We start from the raw sequence: 21,289 nt of genomic DNA on the forward strand, positions 1-21,289 counted from the left end.
ACCTTGCGCCTCCCCGCACCCCCCACACGCCCCCTTTTCGCGACTCTGTGCGTTTACGGCGGCACCCAGCGTAACCCGCATGCCCTTCAGGCGGTTGCACTTGGCATGTTCGGCGCCCCTCGCTCCGTGATCGCGTCCGGGTCCCAGGTGGTCCCGCCTCCCCGCCGGCCGCTCGACCCGGCCGGCCCGGTCTGCCTGGCCGGCCCCGGCTCCGGTCGTCCGGTCGCGAGCGGTGAGGTCCGGTGGTGGTACGAGAACGCACTGGGCTGGCCGACGGTGCCCGGGGATCCGGTGCGGCTGATGGTGGGGGCGCGCTTCGACGTCCTGGACGTTCCGGCCGATGCGGGGCGCGCGGCGCTGCGGCACCTGGGGCCGGGCTCTCCGGTGGCGCTACGGGGCGACCGGATGCGGCTGCTGGTGGCCCCGGGCAGCGCGGAGGAACTGCCTGGGCTGCTGGAGTGGCTGGAGTGGGGTTCGCTGCCGCTCGGCCTGACGGCGATCGGCGAGGGCGGGCTGATGGAGGCGCCGCTGCTCCGGGGGGTGGAGGGGGGAGCGCCCTTCAGGGCCGAAAGTGTGCCTCAGGGGGACGGGCTGGTGCCCTGTGAGACGTCCCGGGCGGGCGGGGCGTCGCCCCCCGGTCCCGGCTCGTCGGGTGGTCGGCCGCTTCCCCGGGGCCGAGACGGTTCCCAGGGGGCCGCTGTGTGGCTGCGGCCCCCCGAGCCGGGATGCGAGGTCGAGGCCTCGCTGCCGACGCTGTCGGCCATGGGGGGCGGTGGAGACGCCCCTGATCTCGTACGGCTGGTGGACACGGTGGCCACCCGATGCCACCGGATCCGGCTGCGGCGCGCGTGCCTCCAGCCGCCGGCCATGCGTGCGCAGGGTCGGTGGTGATGCCGCTGTTCAGCCGTTGGCCTTCTCGTAGGCCTCGCGAATGGTCGCGGGAACACGGCCGCGGTCGTTGACCTCGTAGCCGTTCTCCTTCGCCCATGCGCGGATGGCCGCGGTGTCCTGGCTGCCGCTCGAAGCCGCACGCGCCTTTCCGCGCCCGCCCGAAGCCCGGCCTCCGGTACGACGACCGCCCTTCACGTAAGGCTCGAGAAGCCCACGCAGCTTGTCCGCATTGGACGTGGTGAGATCGATCTCGTACGTCTTGCCGTCCAACGCGAACGTCACGGTCTCGTCCGCCTCGCCGCCGTCGAGGTCGTCGACAAGAAGGACCTGAACCTTCTGTGCCACCGGATTTCCTTTCATCGATATCTTCAGGGCCGGGGTGTGTCGGCGTCTGCCGTATCGCCGTCCCCTGTTATATGCAGTACTGCAGTACGTCGGAAAGCAAACCGCTTTTGCCGGAAAAACACAAACCCTCGGCAGAGACCGGCAGCCCGGCCCCCGTCCGGAAACGTGCGCGTTTCGGACATAGGGCACCCGGGCAGGGCGGCGGCACAGAATATGTCTTGACGAACCGGGCGGACGGTGTTGTGACCGGTCTTGTGTCCCGCCTTCTGTGCTGTCTTGTGCCCCGCCTTGTGCTCCCTCTTGTGGCCGGCTCGACGATCACAGATGCAGAAGCATCCGGCTGTTGCCCAAGGTGTTCGGTTTCACCCGTTCGAGACCGAGGAACTCCGCGACGCCCTCGTCATAGGAACGCAGCAGCTCCGCGTAGACATCCGTGTCGACGGGCGTCTCGCCGATCTCCACGAAGCCGTGCTTGGTGAAGAAGTCCACTTCGAAGGTCAGACAGAAAACCCGTCGAACGCCGAGCCAGCGGGCGGTGTGCAGCAACTTCTCCAGCAACTGGTGTCCGACACCCACACCCTTCAGACCGGGCTTCACCGCGAGAGTGCGGACTTCCGCGAGGTCTTCCCACATCACGTGCAGCGCGCCGCAGCCCACGACCTCGGCGTTGTCGTCCCGTTCCGCGACCCAGAACTCCTGGATGTCCTCGTAAAGCGTCACCGTCGCTTTGTCGAGCAGGATGCGACCGCGGACGTAGGCGTCAAGGAGACCGCGCACGGCCGGGACATCGCTGGTACGGGCCCGCCGGACCGTGATGGCTTTTGTGGGGGCTTCGGGGCTCTTCGCGGACATGAGCGGACGCTATCGCCCGTCGTGATCCTGTGCGGAGGCGGGGTTCTCCGGGGAGCCTTCCCGGGGTTCTGCGGGTGCGGGTTCAGCCGGTTCCGTGCGTTCCGCTCGCTGCGGAGGTTCGGCTGATTCCGACGGTTCGGTCGGTTTCTGGGTTTCCGGGACCTGGACGATGCGCACGGCATCGCGGAGAGCCTGCCGCTGTTCCTCGCTCATCATGCCGAAGAAGGCGACGAGAGCGGCGGCGGGGTTGTCGCTCTGCGACCAGGCGTCGTTCATCAGGGCCGCGGCGTAGGCGGCGCGAGTGGAGACCGCCTCATATCGATAGGCACGGCCTTCCGCCTCGCGGCGCACCCAGCCCTTCTGATGGAGATTGTCCAAAACGGTCATCACGGTGGTGTACGCGATGGACCGCTCCTTCTGAAGATCTTCCAGGACTTCTCGAACGGTCACCGGGCGGTTCCACTTCCACACCCGCGACATGACCGCGTCTTCGAGTTCTCCCAATGGGCGAGGCACAGCTCAGAACAATAGTGGGAGATCTCGGTAATGGCGTGGCGGACGTGCGCTTCACCGGCGAACGGGAACAAAAAGGGCGTACGACTCGAAAGCGCTTCACGCTTCGCGGGGTCGTACGCCGCCGGTGAGGAGTGGGGGTGGGTCAGGCGTCGGCCTTCGGGGGGGTCTCCGCGCGCGCGAGGGCGGCGTCCACGGCCGCGTCCTCCTTGGCCTTGTTGGCGCCGCCCTGTGTCTTCACGATCACCCGGATCACGCCGATGAAGAAGACGGCCATGACGGCCGGGGGCAGGAGCGCGGAGACGTAGTCCATGGATCCAGGGTAGCCACGTCAGCCCGCGGCGAGGTGCTGGGGGTTCGCCGGGGGTGGTGGGGTGGGCTTGCGGCGTGGGAAGACCTCGCCCGGGGTGGGGATGGGGCGGGAGGGCTTCGGGGTGCCGGGGGCCGGTGCGGGGGTGGGGGCGGGGGCCGGGGACGGCTTGGGGGTGGGTTTCGGGGCGGGGGGCTTTCGGGCGGGCTTCTTCTCGGGGGTTTCGTCGGCGGCCCGGGGGCGGGGGGTGTCGGCGAGGCCTCCGGGGAGGGAGCGGAGGGGGGTGCGGGTGCGGGTGCCTGTGCCTGTGCCTGTGCCTGTGCCGGTGCGGGTGCGGGTGCGGGAGGCCGGGACGGTGGGGGGCGTGCGAGGGGTGGGGGTGGGCTGCTCCGCGGGCAGCCCGCAGCGGTCCAGGAGGGCGGCGGCGGTGGGGTTGCCGCGCAGGGCGCTGAGGGCGGCGAGGTCGTCGGGGCGGGGGCGGTAGCCGGCGCCCAGTGCCTCGTCCAGGAGTGTGAGGTAGCCGGCCGCTGTGCCGGGGAGGGCGGCACGGTACCGGCCGAGGTCGGCCACGAGGAAGGCACGCAGCCGGGCTCCCTCCCGCATCGCCTCGTCGAGGGACTCTGCGAGGCGGAGGCAGTCCTGGACGTCGTCGGACGAGGCGGAGGTGGGGTGAAGGGCGAGGGCGAGAGCGCGGCGGAGCACACGCAGCTCCTCCACGCCGAACGCCATGCCGCCGCGGGATCCGTATGGCGTGGGCATGCGGCGACGATACGCGCTAATCAGACAAATTCGTCATAGCGGGCGGGTGTGGCGCGGGGGACCACCCGGGTGGGCGGGATGCCTGCGGCGGCCTGTGGCTGCTTCGGTGGGGGTGCGCGTAGCGCGTGATGCCGGGTGGTGGGTCGGGGCCGCGCCGGGGGGTGTCCGTCCTCGGAACGGCGCGATGGGCTCGGACACCGACTAACCGTCCGTTGACGCGCCAACCGCTGCGGGCGGACACCCCCCGACACGTCCCCTTCCGTGGCACGGCGGCTGCGAGCCGCCTTAGCTGCGGGCAATCGTGCCGCTAAGGGCGGCACGGGTGGGCGCAGCGGCACCCCGCTACGCCGGGCTGCGCACCCACCCCGACCCCGGCGACAACGCGGGGTTCCGCTCACATACGTGACACGTTCCGCTCGTACACCAGCCGCAGTCCGATCAACGTCAACCACGGCTCGTGCTCGTCGATGACCGACGACTCGCCCAGGACCATCGGTGCCAGACCCCCCGTCGCGATGACCGTCACGTCGTCCGGATCGTCCGCCAGCTCGCGGGCCATGCGGTTGACGACCCCGTCGACCTGGCCGGCGAAACCGTAGATGATGCCCGACTGCATCGCCTCGACCGTGTTCTTGCCGATGACGCTCCGGGGCCGGGCCACCTCGATCTTGCGGAGCTGGGCCCCTCGGACGCCGAGGGCCTCGACGGAGATCTCGATGCCGGGGGCGATGACCCCGCCGACGTACTCGCCGCGAGCGCTGACCGCGTCGAACGTCGTCGCCGTGCCGAAGTCGACCACGACGGCCGGGCCGCCGTAGAGCTCGACGGCCGCGACCGCGTTGATGATGCGGTCCGCGCCGACCTCCTTGGGGTTGTCGGTGAGGATCGGGACGCCCGTCTTGACGCCCGGTTCGACCAGCACGGCGGGGACGTCGCCGTAGTAGCGGCGCGTCACCTCGCGGAGTTCGTGCAGGACCGAGGGGACGGTCGCGCAGATGGCGATGCCGTCGATGCCGTCGCCCAGTTCGTCGCCCAGGAGCGGGTGCATGCCCATCAGGCCCTGGAGGAGGACCGCCAGTTCGTCGGCGGTGCGGCGGGCGTCCGTGGAGATGCGCCAGTGTTCGACGATCTCTTCGCCGTCGAACAGGCCCAGGACGGTGTGGGTGTTGCCTACGTCGATCGTCAGCAGCATGGCCCGTACCCGCTCCCCTACTCCGCAGACCGGAGGTCGAGGCCGATGTCCAGGATCGGCGAGGAGTGGGTGAGGGCTCCGACGGCCAGGTAGTCGACGCCCGTGTCCGCGTAGGCCTTGGCGTTGTCCAGGGTGAGGCGGCCCGAGGCCTCCAGGGCGGCGCGGCCTCCGACGATCGCGACGGCCTCCTCGCACTCCGCCGGCGTGAAGTTGTCCAGGAGGATCAGGTCGGCGCCGGCGTCCAGGACCTCGCGGAGCTGGTGCAGGGTGTCGACCTCGACCTCGATGGGGACGTCGGGGAATCGTTCGCGCACCGCCTTGAAGGCCTGGGCGACACCGCCCGCGGCGACCACGTGGTTGTCCTTGACGAGGGCCGCGTCCGAGAGGGACATGCGGTGGTTGACGCCGCCGCCGCAGCGGACCGCGTACTTTTCGAGGCTGCGCAGGCCGGGGGTCGTCTTGCGGGTGTCGCGGACCTTGGCTTTCGTGCCGTCCAGGACGTCCGCCCACGCGCGCGTGGCCGTCGCGATGCCCGACAGGCGGCACAGGATGTTGAGCGCGCTGCGTTCGGCCGTGAGGAGGTCACGGGTGCGGGTGGTGACCGAGAGGAGCTTTTGGCCCGCCTCGACGCGGTCGCCGTCCTCCGCGTGGCGCTCGATCTCGAGTTCCTCCTCGCAGACGACCGAGATGACGGCCTCGGCGATGCGGAGGCCGGCGACGACGCCGGTCTCGCGGGCGGTGAAGTCGGCGGTGGCGACCGCGTCCTCGGGGATCGTCGCGACGGTGGTCACGTCCACGCCGCCGGCCAGGTCCTCCTGGAGGGCCACGTTGGCGATGTCCTCGACCTCGACGGGGTCGAGGCCGGCGTCGGCCAGGAGCTGGGCGAGCGCGGGGTCCAGGCCGCACTCGAGGTACGCCTCTTCGTCCGCTCCGCAGGCGCAGCCGTCGCCGCAGCCTCCGGACGGGGCGAGGGGAAGGTCGGGGGTGCTCACGTCGGTCACTGCTCCTGGGGGGCCTGGGGCGGGAAGGTCGTAGGGAAGTGTGTGGTGTCCGTGGTGTGCACGGCCAGCGAGCGGTCGGGGTTGAGGCGTACGACGATGTGGCGGCGCCAGGCGGTGTCGTCGCGTTCGGGGCGGTCCTCGCGCCAGTGGCAGCCCCGGGTCTCCTCGCGCAGCCGGGCCGCTGCGACCAGGACGCGGGCGACGCACAGGAGGTTGGTGGCCTCCCAGGTGTCGACGCCGGGCTCGGCGGTCTTGCCGTTCTCGGCGAGGGCGTCGCGGGCGTCGGTGTGCAGCTGCTGGAGCTGGTCGGCGGCCTTGGCAAGGGAGTCCGCGGAGCGCAGGACGCCGGCCCCGTTGGTCATGATCCGCTGGATCGTGAAGCGGGCCTCCGCGGTCTGCAGGGGGTGCTCGGGGGTCTCCCGGTGCGGGAGTGGCTGCGGCACGCGCGCTTGGAGGCCGCCCGCCGCGATGTCGTCCGCGATGCGCTCGGCGTAGACCAGGCCTTCGAGGAGGGAGTTGGAGGCCAGGCGGTTGGCGCCGTGCACGCCGGTGCAGGCGACCTCGCCGCACGCGTACAGGCCCGGGACGGTGGTCCGGCCGTGGGAGTCGGTGCGGACGCCGCCCGAGGCGTAGTGGGCGGCCGGGGCGACCGGGATGGGCTCGATGACCGGGTCGATGCCGTGGGTGCGGCAGGCGGCGAGGATCGTCGGGAAGCGGTGTTCCCACATGTCGGCGCCGAAGTGCCGGGCGTCGAGGTACATGTGTTCGGCGTCCCGCTCCTGCATGCGGCGCAGGATGCCCTTGGCGACGATGTCCCGGGGCGCGAGTTCGGCCAGCTCGTGCCGGCCGAGCATGAAGCGCACGCCGTCGGCGTCGACCAGGTGGGCGCCCTCGCCGCGGACCGCCTCGGAGACGAGGGGCTGCTGGCCCTCCGCGTCCGGGCCGAGGAAGAGCACGGTGGGGTGGAACTGGACGAACTCCAGGTCGCTCACCTCGGCGCCCGCCCGGAGCGCCAGGGCCACTCCGTCGCCCGTGGAGACGGACGGGTTGGTGGTCGCCGAGAAGACCTGGCCCATGCCGCCGGTCGCCAGGACCACAGCGGGGGCGTGGACGGCCCCGACGCCGTCGTGCTGGCCCTCGCCCATGACGTGCAGGGTGACGCCGGCCGTGCGGCCTTCGGCGTCCGTGAGGAGGTCCAGGACGAGCGCGTTCTCGACGGTGTGCAGACCACGCGCGCGTACCGCCTCGACCAGGGCGCGGGATACCTCGGCGCCGGTGGCGTCGCCGCCTGCGTGGGTGATGCGGCGGCGGTGGTGGCCGCCCTCGCGGGTGAGTTCCAGGCTGCCGTCGGCGGACTCGTCGAAGCGGGCGCCGGTCTCGATGAGGCGGCGTACGGCGCCGGGGCCCTCGGTGACCAGGAGGCGGACCGCGTCCTCGTCGCACAGGCCCACGCCGGCGACGAGGGTGTCGTCGAGGTGCTGTTCGGGGGTGTCGCCCTCGCCGAGGGCCGCGGCGATGCCGCCCTGGGCCCAGCGGGTGGAGCCGTCGTCGAGGCGGGCCTTGGTGACGACGACGGTGCGCAGGCCGGCCGCCTCGCAGCGCAGGGCTGCGGTCAGGCCCGCGACGCCGGACCCGACGACGACGACGTCCGCAGCGATGGACCACCCGGGGGCAGGCGCGTGCAGTCGTATGCCTGTGCTGGTCACGAGGCGGCTCCGAAGGTGAGGGGGATGTTGTCGATCAGCCGGGTCGTCCCGACCCGGGCGGCGACGGCGAGGACCGCCTCGCCGGTGAAGTCGTCGGGGATCTCGGTGAAGTCGGACGGGTCGACCAGGGCGAGGTAGTCCAGGGCGAGCGGCGGTTCGAGTCGGGCGGCCTCGTCGAGGACCTGGCGGGTGGCCGCGCGGACGGCGGCCGGGCCGCCCGGGACGGCCGTGGCGACGGCATGGGCGTCCGCTGCCGCGCGGGACTCCCCTATGGCGCTGAGGGCCGCCGCACGCGCGCGCGTGGCGGGCACCTCGCGGGCCCGGGCGCGCAGCGCCTCCTGCGCGGCGTGCCGGTCCTGGCCCGCGAACAGGGCGCTGGACAGCGCGAGGGCGGTGCGCCGCTCGGCGGGTGAGAGGTAGCGGTTGCGGCTGGACAGGGCCAGGCCGTCCTCCTCGCGGACGGTGGGCACGCCGACGATCTCCACGCCGAAGTTCAAATCCCGCACCATGCGGCGGATCAGGGCGAGCTGCTGGGCGTCCTTCTGGCCGTAGAGGGCGGCGTCGGGGCCGGTGAGGTGCAGCAGCTTGGCCACGACCGTGAGCATGCCGTCGAAATGGCCGGGGCGGGAAGAGCCCTCCAGGCGCTCGCCCATGGGGCCCGCGGTGATGCGGACCTGGGGCTCGCCGCCGGGGTACACCTCGTCGACGGCGGGGGCGAACACGACGTCCGCGCCGGACTCCTCGGCGAGCTTGAGGTCCGCGTCCAGGGTGCGCGGGTAGCGGTCGAGGTCCTCGCCCTCGCCGAACTGGAGCGGGTTGACGAAGACGGTGACGACGACCTCGCCGTCGGGTCCCGCGAGGGCGCGCGCGGTGCGGATCAGCGTGGCGTGGCCCTCGTGGAGGGCGCCCATGGTCATCACCACGACGCGGCGGCCCGTACGCGTGCGTGCGCGCAGTTCACCGGCGGTGTGCAGCAGGGCGGTGGTCATCGGGCATCCCCTTCGGTGCCGTCGGTCCCGTGGGCGAGTACCCCGAGGAGGTCCTCGGCGAGCTCCGGCTTCAGCAGGCCGTGGGCCAGGGCCCGGTCGGCGGTCGCGCGGGCCATCGCCAGATAGCCGTCGACGGCCTGCGGGGCGTGCCGGCGCAGTTCGGTGACGTGGGCGGCGACGGTGCCCGCGTCCCCGCGCGCGACGGGGCCGGTGAGGGCGGCGTCGCCGGAGCGCAGGGCGTTGTCCAGGGCGGCGCCGAGCAGCGGGCCGAGCATCCGGTCGGGGGCCGCGACCCCGGCCGCGCGCAGCAGCTCCAGGGACTGGGCGACCAGGGTGACCAGGTGGTTGGCGCCGAGCGCGAGGGCCGCGTGGTAGAGCGGCCGGTTCTCCTCGGCGATCCACTCGGGCTCGCCGCCCATCTCGATGACGAGGGCCTCGGCGGCGAGGCGCAGCTCCTCGGGCGCGGTGACACCGAAGGAGCAGCCGGCCAGCCGCTGCACGTCCACGGGTGTGCCCGTGAAGGTCATCGCGGGGTGCAGGGCCAGCGGCAGGGCGCCCGCGCGCAGGGCCGGTTCGAGCACCTGCGCGCCGTACCGCCCGGAGGTGTGGACGAGGAGCTGACCCGGCCGTACGGACCCGGTGTCGACGAGGCCCGCGACCAGGTCGGGCAGGGCGTCGTCGGGGACGGTGAGCAGGACCAGGTCGGCCCGCTGGAGGACCTCGGCGGGCGGCATCACCGGCACGTCGGGCAGCAGCTGCGCGGCGCGGCGCCGGGAGGCGTCCGAGACCGCCGAGACGGCGACCGGGCGGTGCCCGGCGAGCTGGAGGGACGCGGCCAGTGCGGGTCCCACGCGTCCGGCGCCGACGACGCCGACGGTGAGCCGCGCGGGGCGGTCCTTGGGGTCTGGCTGTGGGGTTGTGTTCACTCGACGGCGGCCTTCCCGTTCCAGTCCGCTCCGGGTACCGGACGATTTCTCGTCATGTTAACGCGATCGGTTCGAGGGGCGTTCGGTCGTCCACAGGCTGTGCATTCCCGGGCGGGGTTCCCGGACGGCGAACCGGAAATGCGGGTGCCCGGCCGCACCTGCGCGAGGGAGGATCCGGGGCATGACTGACACGGCGGAACACGACGGGCGGGCGGCGGCCGACGACCGGAGCCCCGGGATACGTGAGCGGCGGCTGGCCGCCCACCGCGGCGCGCGACGGGTGTTCGCGCGCTTCGGCTTCCACCGGACGCTCCGGGAGCGGCTCGCGCTGCTGGACGGGGCGGCGGACGTGTACGACCTGGACGAGCTGTCCGACGTGTACGGCGACGGCGTCGTCGAGGCGCTGGAGGCGAAGGTCGCCGGGCTGCTCGGCACCGAGTCCGCGGCGTTCTTCCCGACGGGCACGATGGCCCAGCAGGTGGCCCTGCGCTGCTGGGCGGGCCGGACCGGTGACCGGACGGTCGCGCTGCACGGGCTCAGCCATCCCGAGGTGCACGAGCGGAACGCGCTGAGCGAGGTCGGAGGGTTGCGCACGGTGCGGGTGACGAGCGCGCCACGGCCGCCGACCGCCGCCGAGGTGCGCGACTTCGAGGAGCCCTTCGGGACGCTGATGCTGGAACTGCCGCTGCGGGACGCCGGTTGCGTGCTGCCCTCCTGGGAGGAGCTCACCGAGGTCGTGGCGGCCGCGCGGGAACGGGACGCGGTGGTGCACTTCGACGGGGCGAGGCTGTGGGAGTCCACCGTCCACCTCGGCCGTCCCCTGACGGAGATCGCCGGTCTGGCCGACAGCGTCTACGTGTCGTTCTACAAGTCCCTGGAGGCGTTCGGCGGGGCGGCGGTGGCGGGCCCGGCCGAGCTGGTGGAGGAGGCGAAGGCCTGGCGGCACCGGTACGGCGGGCAGGTCTTCCAGCAGTTCCCCACGGCCCTGTCGGCGCTGGTCGGACTGGAGCGGGAACTGCCCCGGCTCCCGGAGTACGTTGCCCACGCGCGCGTGGTGGCCGCCGCTCTGCGCGAGGGGTTCGCGGCGGCCGGGGTGCCGTGGGCGCGCGTGCACCCGGAGGTGCCGCACACCCACGACTTCCAGGTGTGGCTGCCGTACGAGGCCGACGTCCTCGCGGAGGCGGCGGTACGGGCGGCCGAGGAGACGGGCGACGTCCTGTTCGGCCATGCCTGGGAACCGAGCGGGCCGGGCCTGGCCTTCACCGAGGTGCATGTACGGGCCGACGGGCTGGAGTGGACCGCCGAGGACGTGAAGACGGCGGTGGCCGACTTCGTCGACCGGCTGCCCGGTCGGGGCACGGCCTAGGAGCTGGTGCGGCGCCGTGGGGGCAGCCAGCGGGACAGGGCATGCCGGATGCGTGTGCGTGACCGGGCCGGGCGCTCGGCGACGACGGCCCGGAACTGCCGTTCGTCGCGCCACTCCCGTACGACCTGCCAGTCGTGGGTGCCGGGCGCGGGCGGGGCGGGCTCGCCGAGCCGCTGGGCGCGGTAGGCGTCGAGGAGGTGCTGCTGCGTGATGCTCATGGTGAATCGCCTTGTCGGGACGGGGTGATGGAGGTCCGAAGGCTCCGCGGCTGCCCCGGTGCTCCCACCCTGCGCCCGTGCCCGGGGCCTCGTCGCGTCGATTGACGACGACCGTCAATCGGCGGCCGTGTTGTCAGTGGCGGGGTGCACCATGAGGGCATGAGCGTGCACATCGACATCACGGGGCTGCGGCCGGAGAGGGTCGCCGTCGTGCCCTCGCCCCTGGCCGAGCTGGGCATGGCGCTGCACGCGCTGTCCGAGCCGGCCCACCACCCGGGTCTCCAGGGCTGGGTGACGGGCGTGACCGCCCGGCTCGAACCGCATCTGGCCGACCGCATGTGCGAGGCCGACTTCCTGTGGCGGTCGACGTTCTCGGACCTGTTCCTGCCCTTCGCCGGCATCCCGGGCAGCCTCCCGGGCGGCACGCTCGCCGAGGAGCTGGACCTGCTCGACAAGCTGTCGGACGAGCAGTTCGTGGACGCGGCCCTGGAGTTCACCTGCGACGTCAGGTACGGCTCGGGCGGGCCCACCGCCCTGTCCGACCCCGAGGTGCGTCGCCGCACCCTGGACCTGGCCGCGGCGCGCGGTCCGCAGCAGTTGCGGTTCAGCGAGCGGCTGCTGGCCGACCCGCCGGCGATCCGGGCCTGGCTGCGGCAGTTCCTCCGGGACTGCGACGAGGCGTTCTTCGCCGAGGTCTGGTCCCGGCTGCAGCACCAACTCGCGGCGGACGCCCGGCACAAGACCGACTTCCTGCGGCACAAGGGCATGGCCGAGGCGCTGGCCGCGGTGTCCCCGGCGATCACGCTCGACGAGGAGGCTGCCCGGATCACGGTCGACAAACTGGGCCGCGACGACGGTACGGCCACCGGCGACGGCGGCTTGCTGCTCGTCCCGACGAGCCTCGGCTGGCCCCATCTGATGGTCCTGTACCGCCACGGCTGGCAGCCGGTGCTGCACTACCCGGTCGGCTCCCCCGAGCTGGCCGCCCCGCCCAACCTGGAGCAGCTGGCCCTGCGCATGACGGCGCTGTCCCACCCCGTGCGGATGCGGCTGTGCCGTTACCTGGCCCGCAGCGCCTACACCACCAGCGAGCTGGCGCAGGTGCACGGGATGACGGCCCCGGAGATATCCCGGCACCTGGCCGTGCTGAAGAAGGCGGGCCTGATCACCACCCGCCGCCGCGGGCGCTACGTGCTGCACCAGCTGGAGGTGACGGTGGTGGCGCGGCTGGGCAGCGAGTTCCTGGAGGGGATCCTCAGATAGCCGGTTCCGGCGTACGGGTCAGCCGTGCCCGCCGGCCCGCACCAGCCCCGTCTCGTAGGCCAGCACCACGACCTGCACCCGGTCCCTGAGTCCCAGCTTGGTCAGGATCCGGCCCACGTGCGTCTTCACCGTGGCCTCGGACAGCACGAGCCGGGCGGCGATCTCGCCGTTGGACAGGCCCTGCGCCACCAGCACCATGACCTCGCGCTCACGGCCGGTGAGCCGCTCCAGTTCCTGGTGCTGGGGCTGCTTCACGGTGCCCGGCAGCATCGGCGCGAAGCGGTCCAGGAGCCGTCGGGTGGTGGAGGGCGCGACGACCGCGTCACCGCTGTGCACGGAGCGGATCGCGGTGAGGAGCTCCCCGGGCGGCACGTCCTTGAGCATGAAGCCGGAGGCGCCCGCCTTCAGCCCGGAGAAGGCGTACTCGTCGAGGTCGAAGGTGGTCAGGATGAGGACCTTCGGCGGGTCGGTGTCCGCGCAGATGCGGCGGGTCGTCTCCACACCGTCGAGCTTCGGCATACGGACGTCCATCAGCACCACGTCGACCTCGGTCGAGCGGAGCGCCTGGAGGGCCTCGACGCCGTCGCCCGCCTCCGCCACGACCTCCATGTCCGGCTGGGCGGCGAGCACCATCCGGAACCCGGTGCGCAGCAGCACCTGGTCGTCGACGAGCATCACGCGGATCGTCATGGGGCCTCTTCCGAGTCTCTGTTGCGGGTGAGAGCGTGGCAGGTGTCAGCGCTGGGCGTGCGCCGGTGTCATCCGGCGGTCTTGAGGGGCAGCAGGGCGCTGATGCGGAATCCTCCGCCGGGGCGCGGGCCCGCGTCCAGGGTGCCGCCGACCATGCCGACCCGTTCGCGCATGCCGATCAGGCCGTGGCCCTGGCCGTCGAACCCGCCCTCCTCGTACAGCTCGTGCGGGGCGCCCTTGCCGTCGTCCTCGACGAGCAGCCCGAGACCGTCGTCGAAGTACACCAGGCGTACGCTCGCGCCCGCGTTGGGACCGCCGTGCTTGCGGGTGTTGGTGAGCGCCTCCTGCACGATGCGGTACGCGGTGAGCTCGACGCCGCTGGGCAGCGGGCGGGGCGTGCCCTCGACCTTGAAGTCGACGGGCAGTCCGTGCCCGCGGCACTGCTCCACGAGGTCTTCGATCTGCTGGACGTCGGGCTGCGGCACGTACTCGCCGGCCTCCTGGTGCTCCCCGGTGCGCAGCACGCCGAGCAGGCGGCGCATCTCGGCGAGGGCCTGGCGGCCGGTGGAGGAGATGGTCTCCAGGGCCTTCTTCGCCTGGTCGGGCGCGGCGTCGAGGACGTAGGCGGCACCGTCGGCCTGGACCACCATCACCGAGACGTTGTGCGCGACGACGTCGTGCAGCTCGCGGGCGATACGGGCGCGTTCGGCGGCGACGGCGACCTTGGACTGTGCCTCGCGCTCCTTCTCCAGGCGGGTGGCCCGTTCCTCCAGCTGCGCGAAGTAGGCGCGGCGGGTGCGGATGGAGTCGCCGAGCACCCAGGCGAGGGCGAAGGGCACGGTCATGAAGATCGTCAGGGCGATGTTGCCGGCGACGTTCGTCTGGTCGCTCGGCCAGCGCAGATGGGCCACGGGGGCGGCGCACAGGCCGGCGCCGAGGGCGAGGCGGGAGGCCCAGCGGGCGCCCTCCGCCGCGACCGTGTAGACGATCACCAGCATGGCGAAGTCGGCGGGGCCCAGCTCGACGTCGGTGATCAGCTGTGCCAGGCCGACCGCGGTCGCGAGCAGCAGCATCTTCTCCGGCAGCCGGCGGCGCAGCGCGACCACCAGGCACAACAGCAGGGTGAGCGGGACGGCGGCGGCCGGGGAGCCGTATCCGCCCGCCACTCCGCCGACCACGGAAATCCCGAGGAGGACCACGGCCCAGGAGCCGTCGACCCACATCGGGTGCCTGCGGAGGAAGTCATAGAGGCGCTGCACGTAACCCAGCGTAGGGAAGCGTGATAGGTGCATGGGTCAACCGGAGGGCCGATCCGGACCGGGCGCGCGTACTCCGCAAGGTGGAGTTGCGTACGTTGTGTGCGCATAGCCTGGCCCGGTGACAGCAGCGGCGAGAGGCGAGAGGCCCGTGTGGCCGGAGTGGCGTGGGTGGCGTACGGCGGCTCGGGAGGCCCTGTACGGACCGGGCGGCTTCTACCGCCGGGCCGAGGGGCCGGCCGGGCACTTCCGTACCTCCGTGCACGCTTCGCCGCTGTTCGCCGGGGCCGTGGCCCGGCTGCTGTGCCGGGTCGACGAGGCGCTGGACCGCCCCGGGGAACTGGACTTCGTCGACATGGCGGCCGGGCGGGGCGAACTGGCCGCCGGGGTGCTCGCCGCGCTTCCGGCCGACGTGGCGGCCCGCACGCGCGCGTACGCCGTCGAGGTCGCCGAACGACCCGAAGGGCTCGATCACCGGATCGAGTGGCTGGACACGCCCCCTCCGGGGACGACCGGGCTGCTCTTCGCCAACGAGTGGCTGGACAACGTGCCGCTGGAGGTCGCGGAGGTGGACGCCGCGGGCGTGGCGCGGCTGGTGCTGGTCCGGGCGGACGGGACCGAGCGGCTCGGGGAGCCGGTCGACGAGGCGCAGGCGCGGTGGCTGGGGCGGTGGTGGCCGCTGCCGGGCGAGGAGGGGTTGCGGGCCGAGATCGGTCTGCCCCGGGACGAGGCATGGGCCTCGGCGGCCGGGACGCTGGACCGGGGGCTCGCCGTCGCCGTCGACTACGCGCACACGGCGGACACGCGACCGCCGTTCGGAACCCTCACCGGCTTCCGGGACGGCCGCGAGACCACACCCGTACCGGACGGCTCCTGCGACATCACGGCCCATGTCGCGCTGGACGCGTGCGCGCTGCCCGGCGGGCGCGTGCTCCCACAGCGCGAGGCGCTGCACGCGCTGGGCGTGACCGGCGCGCGCCCCCCGCTCACGCTGGCGTCCACGGATCCCGCCGCCTACGTCCGCGCCCTCGCGACCTCCGGTGAGGCCGCCGAGCTCACCGCGACGGGCGGGCTGGGGGACTTCGGGTGGCTCGTCCAGCCGGTCGGCATCCCGAACCCGTTCCCGGAATGAGCCCCTGCCTGACGGGCTCCTACTTGTCGATGTCTCCGACCACGAAGAACATCGACCCCAGGATCGCCACCATGTCCGCGACCAGCGTGCCCGGCAGCAGCTCCGTCAGCGCCTGGATGTTGTTGTACGAGGCCGAGCGCAGCTTCAGCCGGTACGGGGTCTTCTCGCCCTTGCTGACCAGGTAGTAGCCGTTGATGCCGAGCGGGTTCTCGGTCCAGGCGTACGTGTGTCCCTCGGGCGCCTTCAGCACCTTGGGGAGCCGCTGGTTGACCGGCCCGGGCGGCAGCTCGGCGAGGCGGTCGAGGCAGGCGTCGGCGAGGTCCAGCGCGTTGTGGGTCTGCGCCAGGAGGCACTCGAAGCGGGCGAGGCAGTCGCCCTCCTGCCGGGTGACCACCTTCAGGACGTCGCCCAGCTCTCCGTACGCGAGGTACGGCTCGTCGCGGCGCAGGTCGAAGTCGACGCCCGAGGCCCGCCCGATCGGCCCGCTCACTCCGTACGCGTGCACGGTCTCCGGCGCGAGCGTGCCCACACCGCGTGTGCGCCCGCGGAAGATCTCGTTGCCGAGCACCAGGTCGTCGAACCGGTCCATGCGGGAGCGCACGTCGGCGACGGCGGTACGCGCGCGTGTGGTCCAGCCGGCCGGCAGGTCCTCCTTGAGGCCGCCGACGCGGTTGAACATGTAGTGCATACGCCCGCCGGAGATCTCCTCCATGACGTGCTGGAGCTCCTCGCGCTCCCGGAAGGCGTAGAAGATCGGGGTGATCCCGCCGAGCTCCAGCGGGTACGAGCCGAGGAACATCAGGTGGTTCAGCACCCGGTTCAGCTCGGCGAGCAGCGTGCGCAGCCACACCGCGCGCTCCGGGACCTCCATGCCGAGCATCCGCTCCACGGCGAGGACGACGCCCAGCTCGTTGGAGAACGCCGACAGCCAGTCGTGGCGGTTGGCGAGCATGATGATCTGCCGGTAGTCGCGCGCCTCGAACAGTTTCTCCGCGCCGCGGTGCATGTAGCCGATCACCGGCTCCGCGTGGGTGATGCGCTCGCCGTCCAGGACGAGCTTCAGCCGCAGCACGCCGTGCGTGGACGGGTGCTGGGGACCGATGTTGAGCACCATGTCGGTGCTCTCCGCGGCGCCGCCGATTCCGACCATGGTCTCCGTCGTAGGAGTCATGGACACAGTCTCTCCTACGTACGCTGGCCTCATGGAGACGGGGAGTGCGCGGGACGCGGGGCCGGGGCCGGTGGGGGCAGCGGGGGCTCAGGGCACGGCGGAGGGCACCGAGGGTGAGCCGGTGTGGATCGCGCTGCCGCCGGGGCTGCTGAAGATGCGGCGGTTGCTGCTGGTGGTGTGGCTGGGGCTGATCGCCCTGGCCGCCGGGCTGCTGCCGGGGCTGCTGGCCGGGCCCGCCTGGGCCGCGTTCGCGCTGGCGCCGCTGGCGCTGATGGCCTGGGGCTGGGTGATGATCGACCGCAACTGGCGCTCCTGGCGGTACGCCGAACGCGCCGACGACCTGCTGATCAGCCGGGGCGTGCTGTGGCGCGAGGAGACGGTCGTGCCGTACGGGCGGATGCAGCTGGTCGAGGTCACCTCCGGGCCCGTCGAGCGGCACTTCGGGCTGGCCAGCGTGCAGCTGCACACGGCGGCCGCGGCGACCGACGCGACGATCCCGGGCCTGGACCCGGCCGAGGCGGAGCGGCTGCGCGACCGGCTCACCGAGCTGGGCGAGGCCCGATCGGCGGGACTGTGACGACGCCCGAGGGCGCCGGAGCCGCCGAGCCCGGGAGCGCCGAGCCCGGGAGCGCCGAGACCACAGGAACCGCTGTAGAGACCGGAAGCGCGGGGACCGCCGCCGGGGCCGGGACCGGTGAGAGGGAGACCACTGGGACCGGGGCCGCCGGGGCCTCGGAGGCCGTCGTCGAGGTGACCGAGCGGCGGCTGCACTCCGTCACACCGCTCAGGCGGGCGTGGGCGCCCGTCGCCGTGCTCTTCGGCTGGGCCGTGCACGACCCCGACGGGGCGCAGCGCCATCTGTCCCGGCTGACGACCACCACGCTGCTGATCGGCCTCGCCGTGATCGTCCCGGCCGCCGCCCTGTACGGCTTCTGCTCCTGGTGGTTCACGCACTTCGCGGTGACCGAGTCCGAACTGCGCATCCGTACCGGGCTGGTGTTCCGGCGCACCGCGCACATCCGGCTGGAGCGGATCCAGGCGATCGACGTCACCCAGCCGCTGCTCGCCCGGGTCGCGGGCGTCGCCAAGCTGAAACTCGACGTCATAGGCACCGACAAGAAGGACGAACTGGCCTTCCTCGGCGCGGACGAGGCACGGTCGCTGCGGGCCGAACTGCTCGCGCGGGCGGCCGGTTTCGCGCCCGATACCGCGCACGAGGTCGGCGAGGCGCCGGCCCGGCAGTCGCTGCGGGTGCCGCCCGGCGTGCTCGCCGTGTCGCTGGTGCTGAGCGGGGCGACCTGGGGCTCGCTGGCCGCCGCGCTCGTCGTCCCGCCGCTGCTGTGGCTGGCCACGGAGAGCGTGTGGACGCTCCTGGCCGTCGCCCTGCCGCTGCTGGGCGCGGCGGGCGCGAGCAGCGTGGGACGGTTCATCGCCGAGTACGACTGGACGGTGGCCGAGTCGCCCGACGGGCTGCGCATCGACCACGGTCTGCTGGACCGGGCCCACGAGACGGTGCCGCCGGGCCGGGTGCAGAGCGTGCGGATCGTGGAGCCGCTGCTGTGGCGGCGGCGGGGCTGGGTGCGGGTGGAGCTGGACGTGGCGGGCTCCGCCAACTCCTTGCTGGTGCCGGTCGCTCCGCGCGAGATCGCCGAGGCCGTCGTCGCGCGGGTGCTGCCCGGGGTGACCGTGCCGGAGCACGCGGACCTGTCGCCGTCGCCGCGCCGCGCCCGGTGGTGCTTGCCGCTGTGGTGGCGCGGGTACGGGCTCGCCGTCACCGACGCGGTGTTCGCCGCCCGGTCCGGGCTGCTGTGCCGGACTCTGGTGCTGGTACCGCACGCCAAGGTGCAGAGCGTACGGATGACGCAGGGGCCCTGGGAGCGGGCCCGGGGCGTGGCCGACGTGTGTGTGGACACGGGCGCGAACCAGACGGTGCGGGCGCGGCTGCGGGACGCGGCCGAAGCGCGCGAACTGCTGGCGGCACAGGCGGAGCGGTCGCGGACCGGACGCCGGGACGCGCGGCCGGACCGCTGGATGGCGTGACCCTCAGCAGCAGCGAGAAGGCCCCCCGGTCACGGCCGGGGGGCCTTCTCGGGGGGCCTTCTCATGGGGCCTGTCTCAGGAGACCGCGCTGCGCAGCCCCTGTACGTCGATCTGTTCCGTCTCGTCGTGCGCCGTCAGGTCGATGACCTGCCCGACCGCCCGCGACTCCGCGTCGGCCGGCTTGTACCGGGCCTCGGTCTCGGCCTTGTGCAGGGCGAGGGCCTCCGGGCCGACGACATCGGCCAGGTCCTCGTTCTGCACCGCCTCCAGGGCGGCCCGTGACGTCCCCTGCTTCGTACCGAAGAAGTCGAACCCGCCCTCGGTCAGCGGGCGTCGCACGGAGGCCTGCGGTGCGACGGCCACGGCGGGTGGCACGGTGTAGCGCCCCTGCGGGGCAGGCTGCGGAAGCGCCTCGGTCTCGGTGGCCCCAGGCGTGCCGACGGCCGCGTCGGGCGAACCGGCGGCCGTGCCCGGCGTTCCGGCCGTCGTCCCCGACGCACCGGCCGTCGCGCGCTCGCTCCCGGCGGACGCCTCCGGCTGTCGCTGCGGCTCGTCCTCCCGGGTCTGCTCCCGCTGTTCGCCCGTCCCCTCGCCCTGCGCCGGCTCCGCCTCTTCGCCCTTCGGCACGCCGTCGCCGTCCCCGTCACCACCACCGTCCGGGTCCGGGACGGAGTCGGCGTCGAACCGGGCGAGCGCCGCCTTGGCGCGCAGGAACAGCCGGGTGCCCTCCGGCGAGAACACCGCCGGGATCGCGGGCTGCTCCTCGACGCCGAGCGCCTCGGCCTCGGCGGCGGGGGCGTCTTCGGCCTTCGTCGTGCCCGCCGGCAGCGCGGCCCGGACCGGAGCCGTCGCCTCTATCTCGAGGACCCGGCGTTCCTCCAGGACGCTCGCGCGATCCGCCTCCGCAGTGGCGTACCGGCGCAGCAGCGCGGCGTGCTCGTTGCGCAGCTTGGCGAGTTCCGTGCGCTTGGCGCGCAGTCGCTGCTCCAGCTTGGCGCGCAGCTCGCGGGACTCCTCGAGGTCGGTCTCCAGTTCGGCGACGCGCTCCTCGAAGCGCCACTCGTCGCTCGCCCGACCGCGCGCCAGGTCGGCGACGCGCTTGCCCGCCTGGATGTCCCAGCGGCGCAGCACGACGGCACCGATGACCGCCGTCGCCGCGGCGGCCGCGGCCAGACCGCGGAGCACCGTCGGCTCCGTGAACACCCAGGGCCCCAGGGCGCAGACGAGGGAGACGCCTGCGATCGCCGACGGGGGCAGCAGCCTGTGCAGGGGCGGGGAATGGCGATGACGTCCACGTGGCATGGCCAGAAACTTACCGCGCGTAGGCGAATCATGGTGAGCCGCCCCGCAAAAACAAAGCCACACCGAAGCCTTCACACCGCATCAGAACTCGGGAAGACCCGGGAAGAAGCGGAATCCGCTCCTCGTCCAATTCCCAAGATCATTCTCAACGGGCGTTCAGCCGCTCCCCGATCCACTGCAGCGTCGCCGGAATCTCGCGCCGCCACGTGTTGAAGTTGTGCCCGCCGCTTTCCAGGATGATCGACGAGATCCCCGTCCGCCCGGTGGCCTTCACCCGTTCCACGAACCGCAGCGTGTCCTTGTGGTTGGACTCGCCGGACCTGCTGCTGGTGACGAGCAGTGAGGTGTCGGGAGCGGGCTCGTGCTCGAGACACCACCACAGGTCGGCCCGATTGCGCAGTTCTTTGTTCCCTTGGAAGAGATCACCCGTGGTGGCGTCGATCGGCGCCTTGTAGTACGCGGACAAGCCCGCCCCGGCGGCGTACACATCGGGATGGTGCATGGCGATCTTCAAGGCGCAGTAGCCGCCCGTCGAGTTGCCGATGATGCCGAGACCGCCCGGCTTATCGCTCACCCTGTAGTGCGTGCGCAAGGCGTCGGGCAGATCCCTCGCGAAGAACGACTCGGTCTGCGGACCGCCCGGGATGTCCACGCACTCCGTGTCCCGGGGCGGCGCCACGGTCGGCCTCAGCATCACCAGGATCATCGGCTGCGTCCGGCCCGCCCGGGCCAGCTCCAATGCCGTGCGCGGATAGTGGAGCTTCTCCACGAGCGCCGACGCCGTGCCCGGGTAACCGGTCAGGACGACGGCCGCGGGGAACGTACGGGTGCGGTACCGGGGCTGGAAGTACTCCGGCGGCAGGTACACGTACGCGGGCGTGGCGATCCTGGTCGTCCGGCCCACGATGCCGACCTGCTGGATCCGGCCGCCGGACCAGGACCGCACCCCGCCCGCCCCCGGCACCCGCCGCGTGCCGACCACCTCCAGCGGACCGCCGTCGCCCGGCGTGTGGTCGACGACGACGCCCTGGTCCTTCTCCTGCCCGAACAGGTCCGCCCAGCTCGCGTAGAAACCGAAGGTCTGGTTGGCGGCGAGACCCACCGCGGCGAACAACGCCACCTGCGTGGCGAGCAGCAGACCGACGCGTCCGCCCACGGGCCGCCAACCGCGCCGGGCCAGCCGCGGCCACTGCCAGACTGTGCCGGTGAACAGCAGCACCGCGGACAGCACCGCGAGCGCCAGTACCGTGTTGCTCGTAAGACCCAGACCCATGGGTGGTTACCTGTATGCGCTTTCCGCCCGGCTGGCACGCCGTGCTCACACCTTCGCGAGGGCTTGTCCCGGACTTTCCCCGGCCTTTGAAACA

The 21,289-nt window shown here is 72.8% G+C and carries 22 protein-coding genes; 6 read left to right on the plus strand and 16 right to left on the minus strand.

The features are described from left to right. The first annotated feature begins 105 nt into the window (after positions 1 to 105). Entirely contained in the window at positions 106 to 891 is a 786-nt protein-coding gene (locus ABZ016_RS37555) for an SCO3374 family protein (RefSeq protein ID WP_356921232.1), read from the plus strand. A gap of 9 nt (positions 892 to 900) precedes the next feature. Here ABZ016_RS37555 and ABZ016_RS37560 read toward each other — a convergent pair whose 3' ends face one another. The 10 genes from ABZ016_RS37560 to ABZ016_RS37605 form a co-directional block, all read right to left on the minus strand. Further along, complete coding sequence (locus tag ABZ016_RS37560; RefSeq protein ID WP_053673923.1) at positions 901 to 1,236, minus strand: Lsr2 family protein; 336 nt, start codon at positions 1,234 to 1,236, stop codon at positions 901 to 903. Positions 1,237 to 1,554: 318 nt separating this feature from the next. Then, positions 1,555 to 2,088 carry an amino-acid N-acetyltransferase gene (locus ABZ016_RS37565; RefSeq protein ID WP_356921233.1) on the minus strand — a complete coding sequence of 178 codons (534 nt, stop codon included), beginning with the start codon at positions 2,086 to 2,088 and terminating at the stop codon, positions 1,555 to 1,557. Between the two features lie 9 nt (positions 2,089 to 2,097). Beyond that, on the minus strand, positions 2,098 to 2,604 hold the full coding sequence (locus tag ABZ016_RS37570; RefSeq protein WP_356921234.1) for a BlaI/MecI/CopY family transcriptional regulator: 507 nt from the start codon (positions 2,602 to 2,604) through the stop codon (positions 2,098 to 2,100). 142 nt (positions 2,605 to 2,746) lie between these two features. After that, positions 2,747 to 2,914: a hypothetical protein gene (locus tag ABZ016_RS37575; protein ID WP_356921235.1), complete on the minus strand. Its 168-nt coding sequence runs from the start codon at positions 2,912 to 2,914 to the stop codon at positions 2,747 to 2,749. An 18-nt stretch (positions 2,915 to 2,932) separates the two neighbouring features. Further along, positions 2,933 to 3,670, minus strand: a complete 738-nt coding sequence (locus tag ABZ016_RS37580) for a hypothetical protein (protein WP_356921236.1) — start codon at positions 3,668 to 3,670, stop codon at positions 2,933 to 2,935. A 394-nt stretch (positions 3,671 to 4,064) separates the two neighbouring features. After that, positions 4,065 to 4,862 (minus strand): type III pantothenate kinase, encoded by a 798-nt coding sequence (locus ABZ016_RS37585; RefSeq protein ID WP_356921237.1) that lies wholly within the window; start codon positions 4,860 to 4,862, stop codon positions 4,065 to 4,067. Positions 4,863 to 4,879: 17 nt separating this feature from the next. Then, positions 4,880 to 5,854, minus strand: a complete 975-nt coding sequence (nadC, locus tag ABZ016_RS37590) for a carboxylating nicotinate-nucleotide diphosphorylase (RefSeq protein ID WP_356921238.1) — start codon at positions 5,852 to 5,854, stop codon at positions 4,880 to 4,882. Between the two features lie 5 nt (positions 5,855 to 5,859). Beyond that, on the minus strand, positions 5,860 to 7,569 hold the full coding sequence (locus ABZ016_RS37595) for an L-aspartate oxidase (RefSeq protein WP_356921239.1): 1,710 nt from the start codon (positions 7,567 to 7,569) through the stop codon (positions 5,860 to 5,862). Continuing rightward, positions 7,566 to 8,558 carry a pantoate--beta-alanine ligase gene (gene panC, locus ABZ016_RS37600; RefSeq protein WP_356921240.1) on the minus strand — a complete coding sequence of 331 codons (993 nt, stop codon included), beginning with the start codon at positions 8,556 to 8,558 and terminating at the stop codon, positions 7,566 to 7,568. Before panC ends, ABZ016_RS37595 begins: the two co-directional genes overlap by 4 nt. Further along, the gene (locus ABZ016_RS37605) at positions 8,555 to 9,484 is read right to left on the minus strand and encodes a DUF2520 domain-containing protein (protein WP_356921241.1); all 930 of its coding nucleotides are present in this window, start codon (positions 9,482 to 9,484) and stop codon (positions 8,555 to 8,557) included. Before ABZ016_RS37605 ends, panC begins: the two co-directional genes overlap by 4 nt. 181 nt (positions 9,485 to 9,665) lie before the next feature. Here ABZ016_RS37605 and ABZ016_RS37610 point away from each other — a divergent pair, with 181 nt between their 5' ends. Further along, entirely contained in the window at positions 9,666 to 10,850 is a 1,185-nt protein-coding gene (locus tag ABZ016_RS37610; protein ID WP_356921242.1) for a beta-eliminating lyase-related protein, read from the plus strand. Here ABZ016_RS37610 and ABZ016_RS37615 read toward each other — a convergent pair. Further along, the gene (locus ABZ016_RS37615; protein ID WP_356921243.1) at positions 10,847 to 11,068 is read right to left on the minus strand and encodes a hypothetical protein; all 222 of its coding nucleotides are present in this window, start codon (positions 11,066 to 11,068) and stop codon (positions 10,847 to 10,849) included. The two genes, ABZ016_RS37610 and ABZ016_RS37615, sit on opposite strands and share 4 nt — an antisense overlap. A 159-nt stretch (positions 11,069 to 11,227) precedes the next feature. Here ABZ016_RS37615 and ABZ016_RS37620 point away from each other — a divergent pair, with 159 nt between their 5' ends. Beyond that, positions 11,228 to 12,331 (plus strand): DUF5937 family protein, encoded by a 1,104-nt coding sequence (locus ABZ016_RS37620; RefSeq protein ID WP_356921244.1) that lies wholly within the window; start codon positions 11,228 to 11,230, stop codon positions 12,329 to 12,331. An 18-nt stretch (positions 12,332 to 12,349) separates the two neighbouring features. Here the strand turns inward: ABZ016_RS37620 and ABZ016_RS37625 are convergent, their stop codons facing one another. Together ABZ016_RS37625 and ABZ016_RS37630 are read right to left on the minus strand one after the other, a co-directional pair. Then, entirely contained in the window at positions 12,350 to 13,021 is a 672-nt protein-coding gene (locus tag ABZ016_RS37625) for a response regulator transcription factor (RefSeq protein ID WP_356921245.1), read from the minus strand. 68 nt (positions 13,022 to 13,089) lie between these two features. Beyond that, entirely contained in the window at positions 13,090 to 14,280 is a 1,191-nt protein-coding gene (locus tag ABZ016_RS37630; protein WP_356921246.1) for a sensor histidine kinase, read from the minus strand. A 118-nt stretch (positions 14,281 to 14,398) separates the two neighbouring features. Between ABZ016_RS37630 and ABZ016_RS37635 the strand changes: the two genes are divergently transcribed. Further along, on the plus strand, positions 14,399 to 15,409 hold the full coding sequence (locus ABZ016_RS37635; protein ID WP_356921247.1) for an SAM-dependent methyltransferase: 1,011 nt from the start codon (positions 14,399 to 14,401) through the stop codon (positions 15,407 to 15,409). A 19-nt stretch (positions 15,410 to 15,428) separates the two neighbouring features. Here the strand turns inward: ABZ016_RS37635 and ABZ016_RS37640 are convergent, their stop codons facing one another. Beyond that, positions 15,429 to 16,580, minus strand: coding sequence for an NADH-quinone oxidoreductase subunit D (locus ABZ016_RS37640; protein WP_356921248.1), 1,152 nt, complete (start codon positions 16,578 to 16,580; stop codon positions 15,429 to 15,431). Here ABZ016_RS37640 and ABZ016_RS37645 point away from each other — a divergent pair. Both ABZ016_RS37645 and ABZ016_RS37650 read left to right on the plus strand, forming a co-directional pair. Then, the gene (locus ABZ016_RS37645; protein WP_356921249.1) at positions 16,522 to 17,157 is read left to right on the plus strand and encodes a PH domain-containing protein; all 636 of its coding nucleotides are present in this window, start codon (positions 16,522 to 16,524) and stop codon (positions 17,155 to 17,157) included. The two genes, ABZ016_RS37640 and ABZ016_RS37645, sit on opposite strands and share 59 nt — an antisense overlap. 173 nt (positions 17,158 to 17,330) lie before the next feature. Then, on the plus strand, positions 17,331 to 18,620 hold the full coding sequence (locus ABZ016_RS37650; RefSeq protein WP_356921257.1) for a PH domain-containing protein: 1,290 nt from the start codon (positions 17,331 to 17,333) through the stop codon (positions 18,618 to 18,620). Between the two features lie 75 nt (positions 18,621 to 18,695). On the opposite strand, the gene ABZ016_RS37655 is transcribed toward ABZ016_RS37650, so the two are convergent. Together ABZ016_RS37655 and ABZ016_RS37660 are read right to left on the minus strand one after the other, a co-directional pair. Beyond that, positions 18,696 to 19,922 carry a hypothetical protein gene (locus ABZ016_RS37655; protein WP_356921250.1) on the minus strand — a complete coding sequence of 409 codons (1,227 nt, stop codon included), beginning with the start codon at positions 19,920 to 19,922 and terminating at the stop codon, positions 18,696 to 18,698. 145 nt (positions 19,923 to 20,067) lie between these two features. After that, complete coding sequence (locus ABZ016_RS37660; RefSeq protein ID WP_356921258.1) at positions 20,068 to 21,189, minus strand: alpha/beta hydrolase-fold protein; 1,122 nt, start codon at positions 21,187 to 21,189, stop codon at positions 20,068 to 20,070. Positions 21,190 to 21,289 lie beyond the last annotated feature (100 nt).

The sequence above is a fragment of the Streptomyces sp. NPDC006372 genome (assembly GCF_040612515.1).
GTDB lineage: Bacteria > Actinomycetota > Actinomycetes > Streptomycetales > Streptomycetaceae > Streptomyces.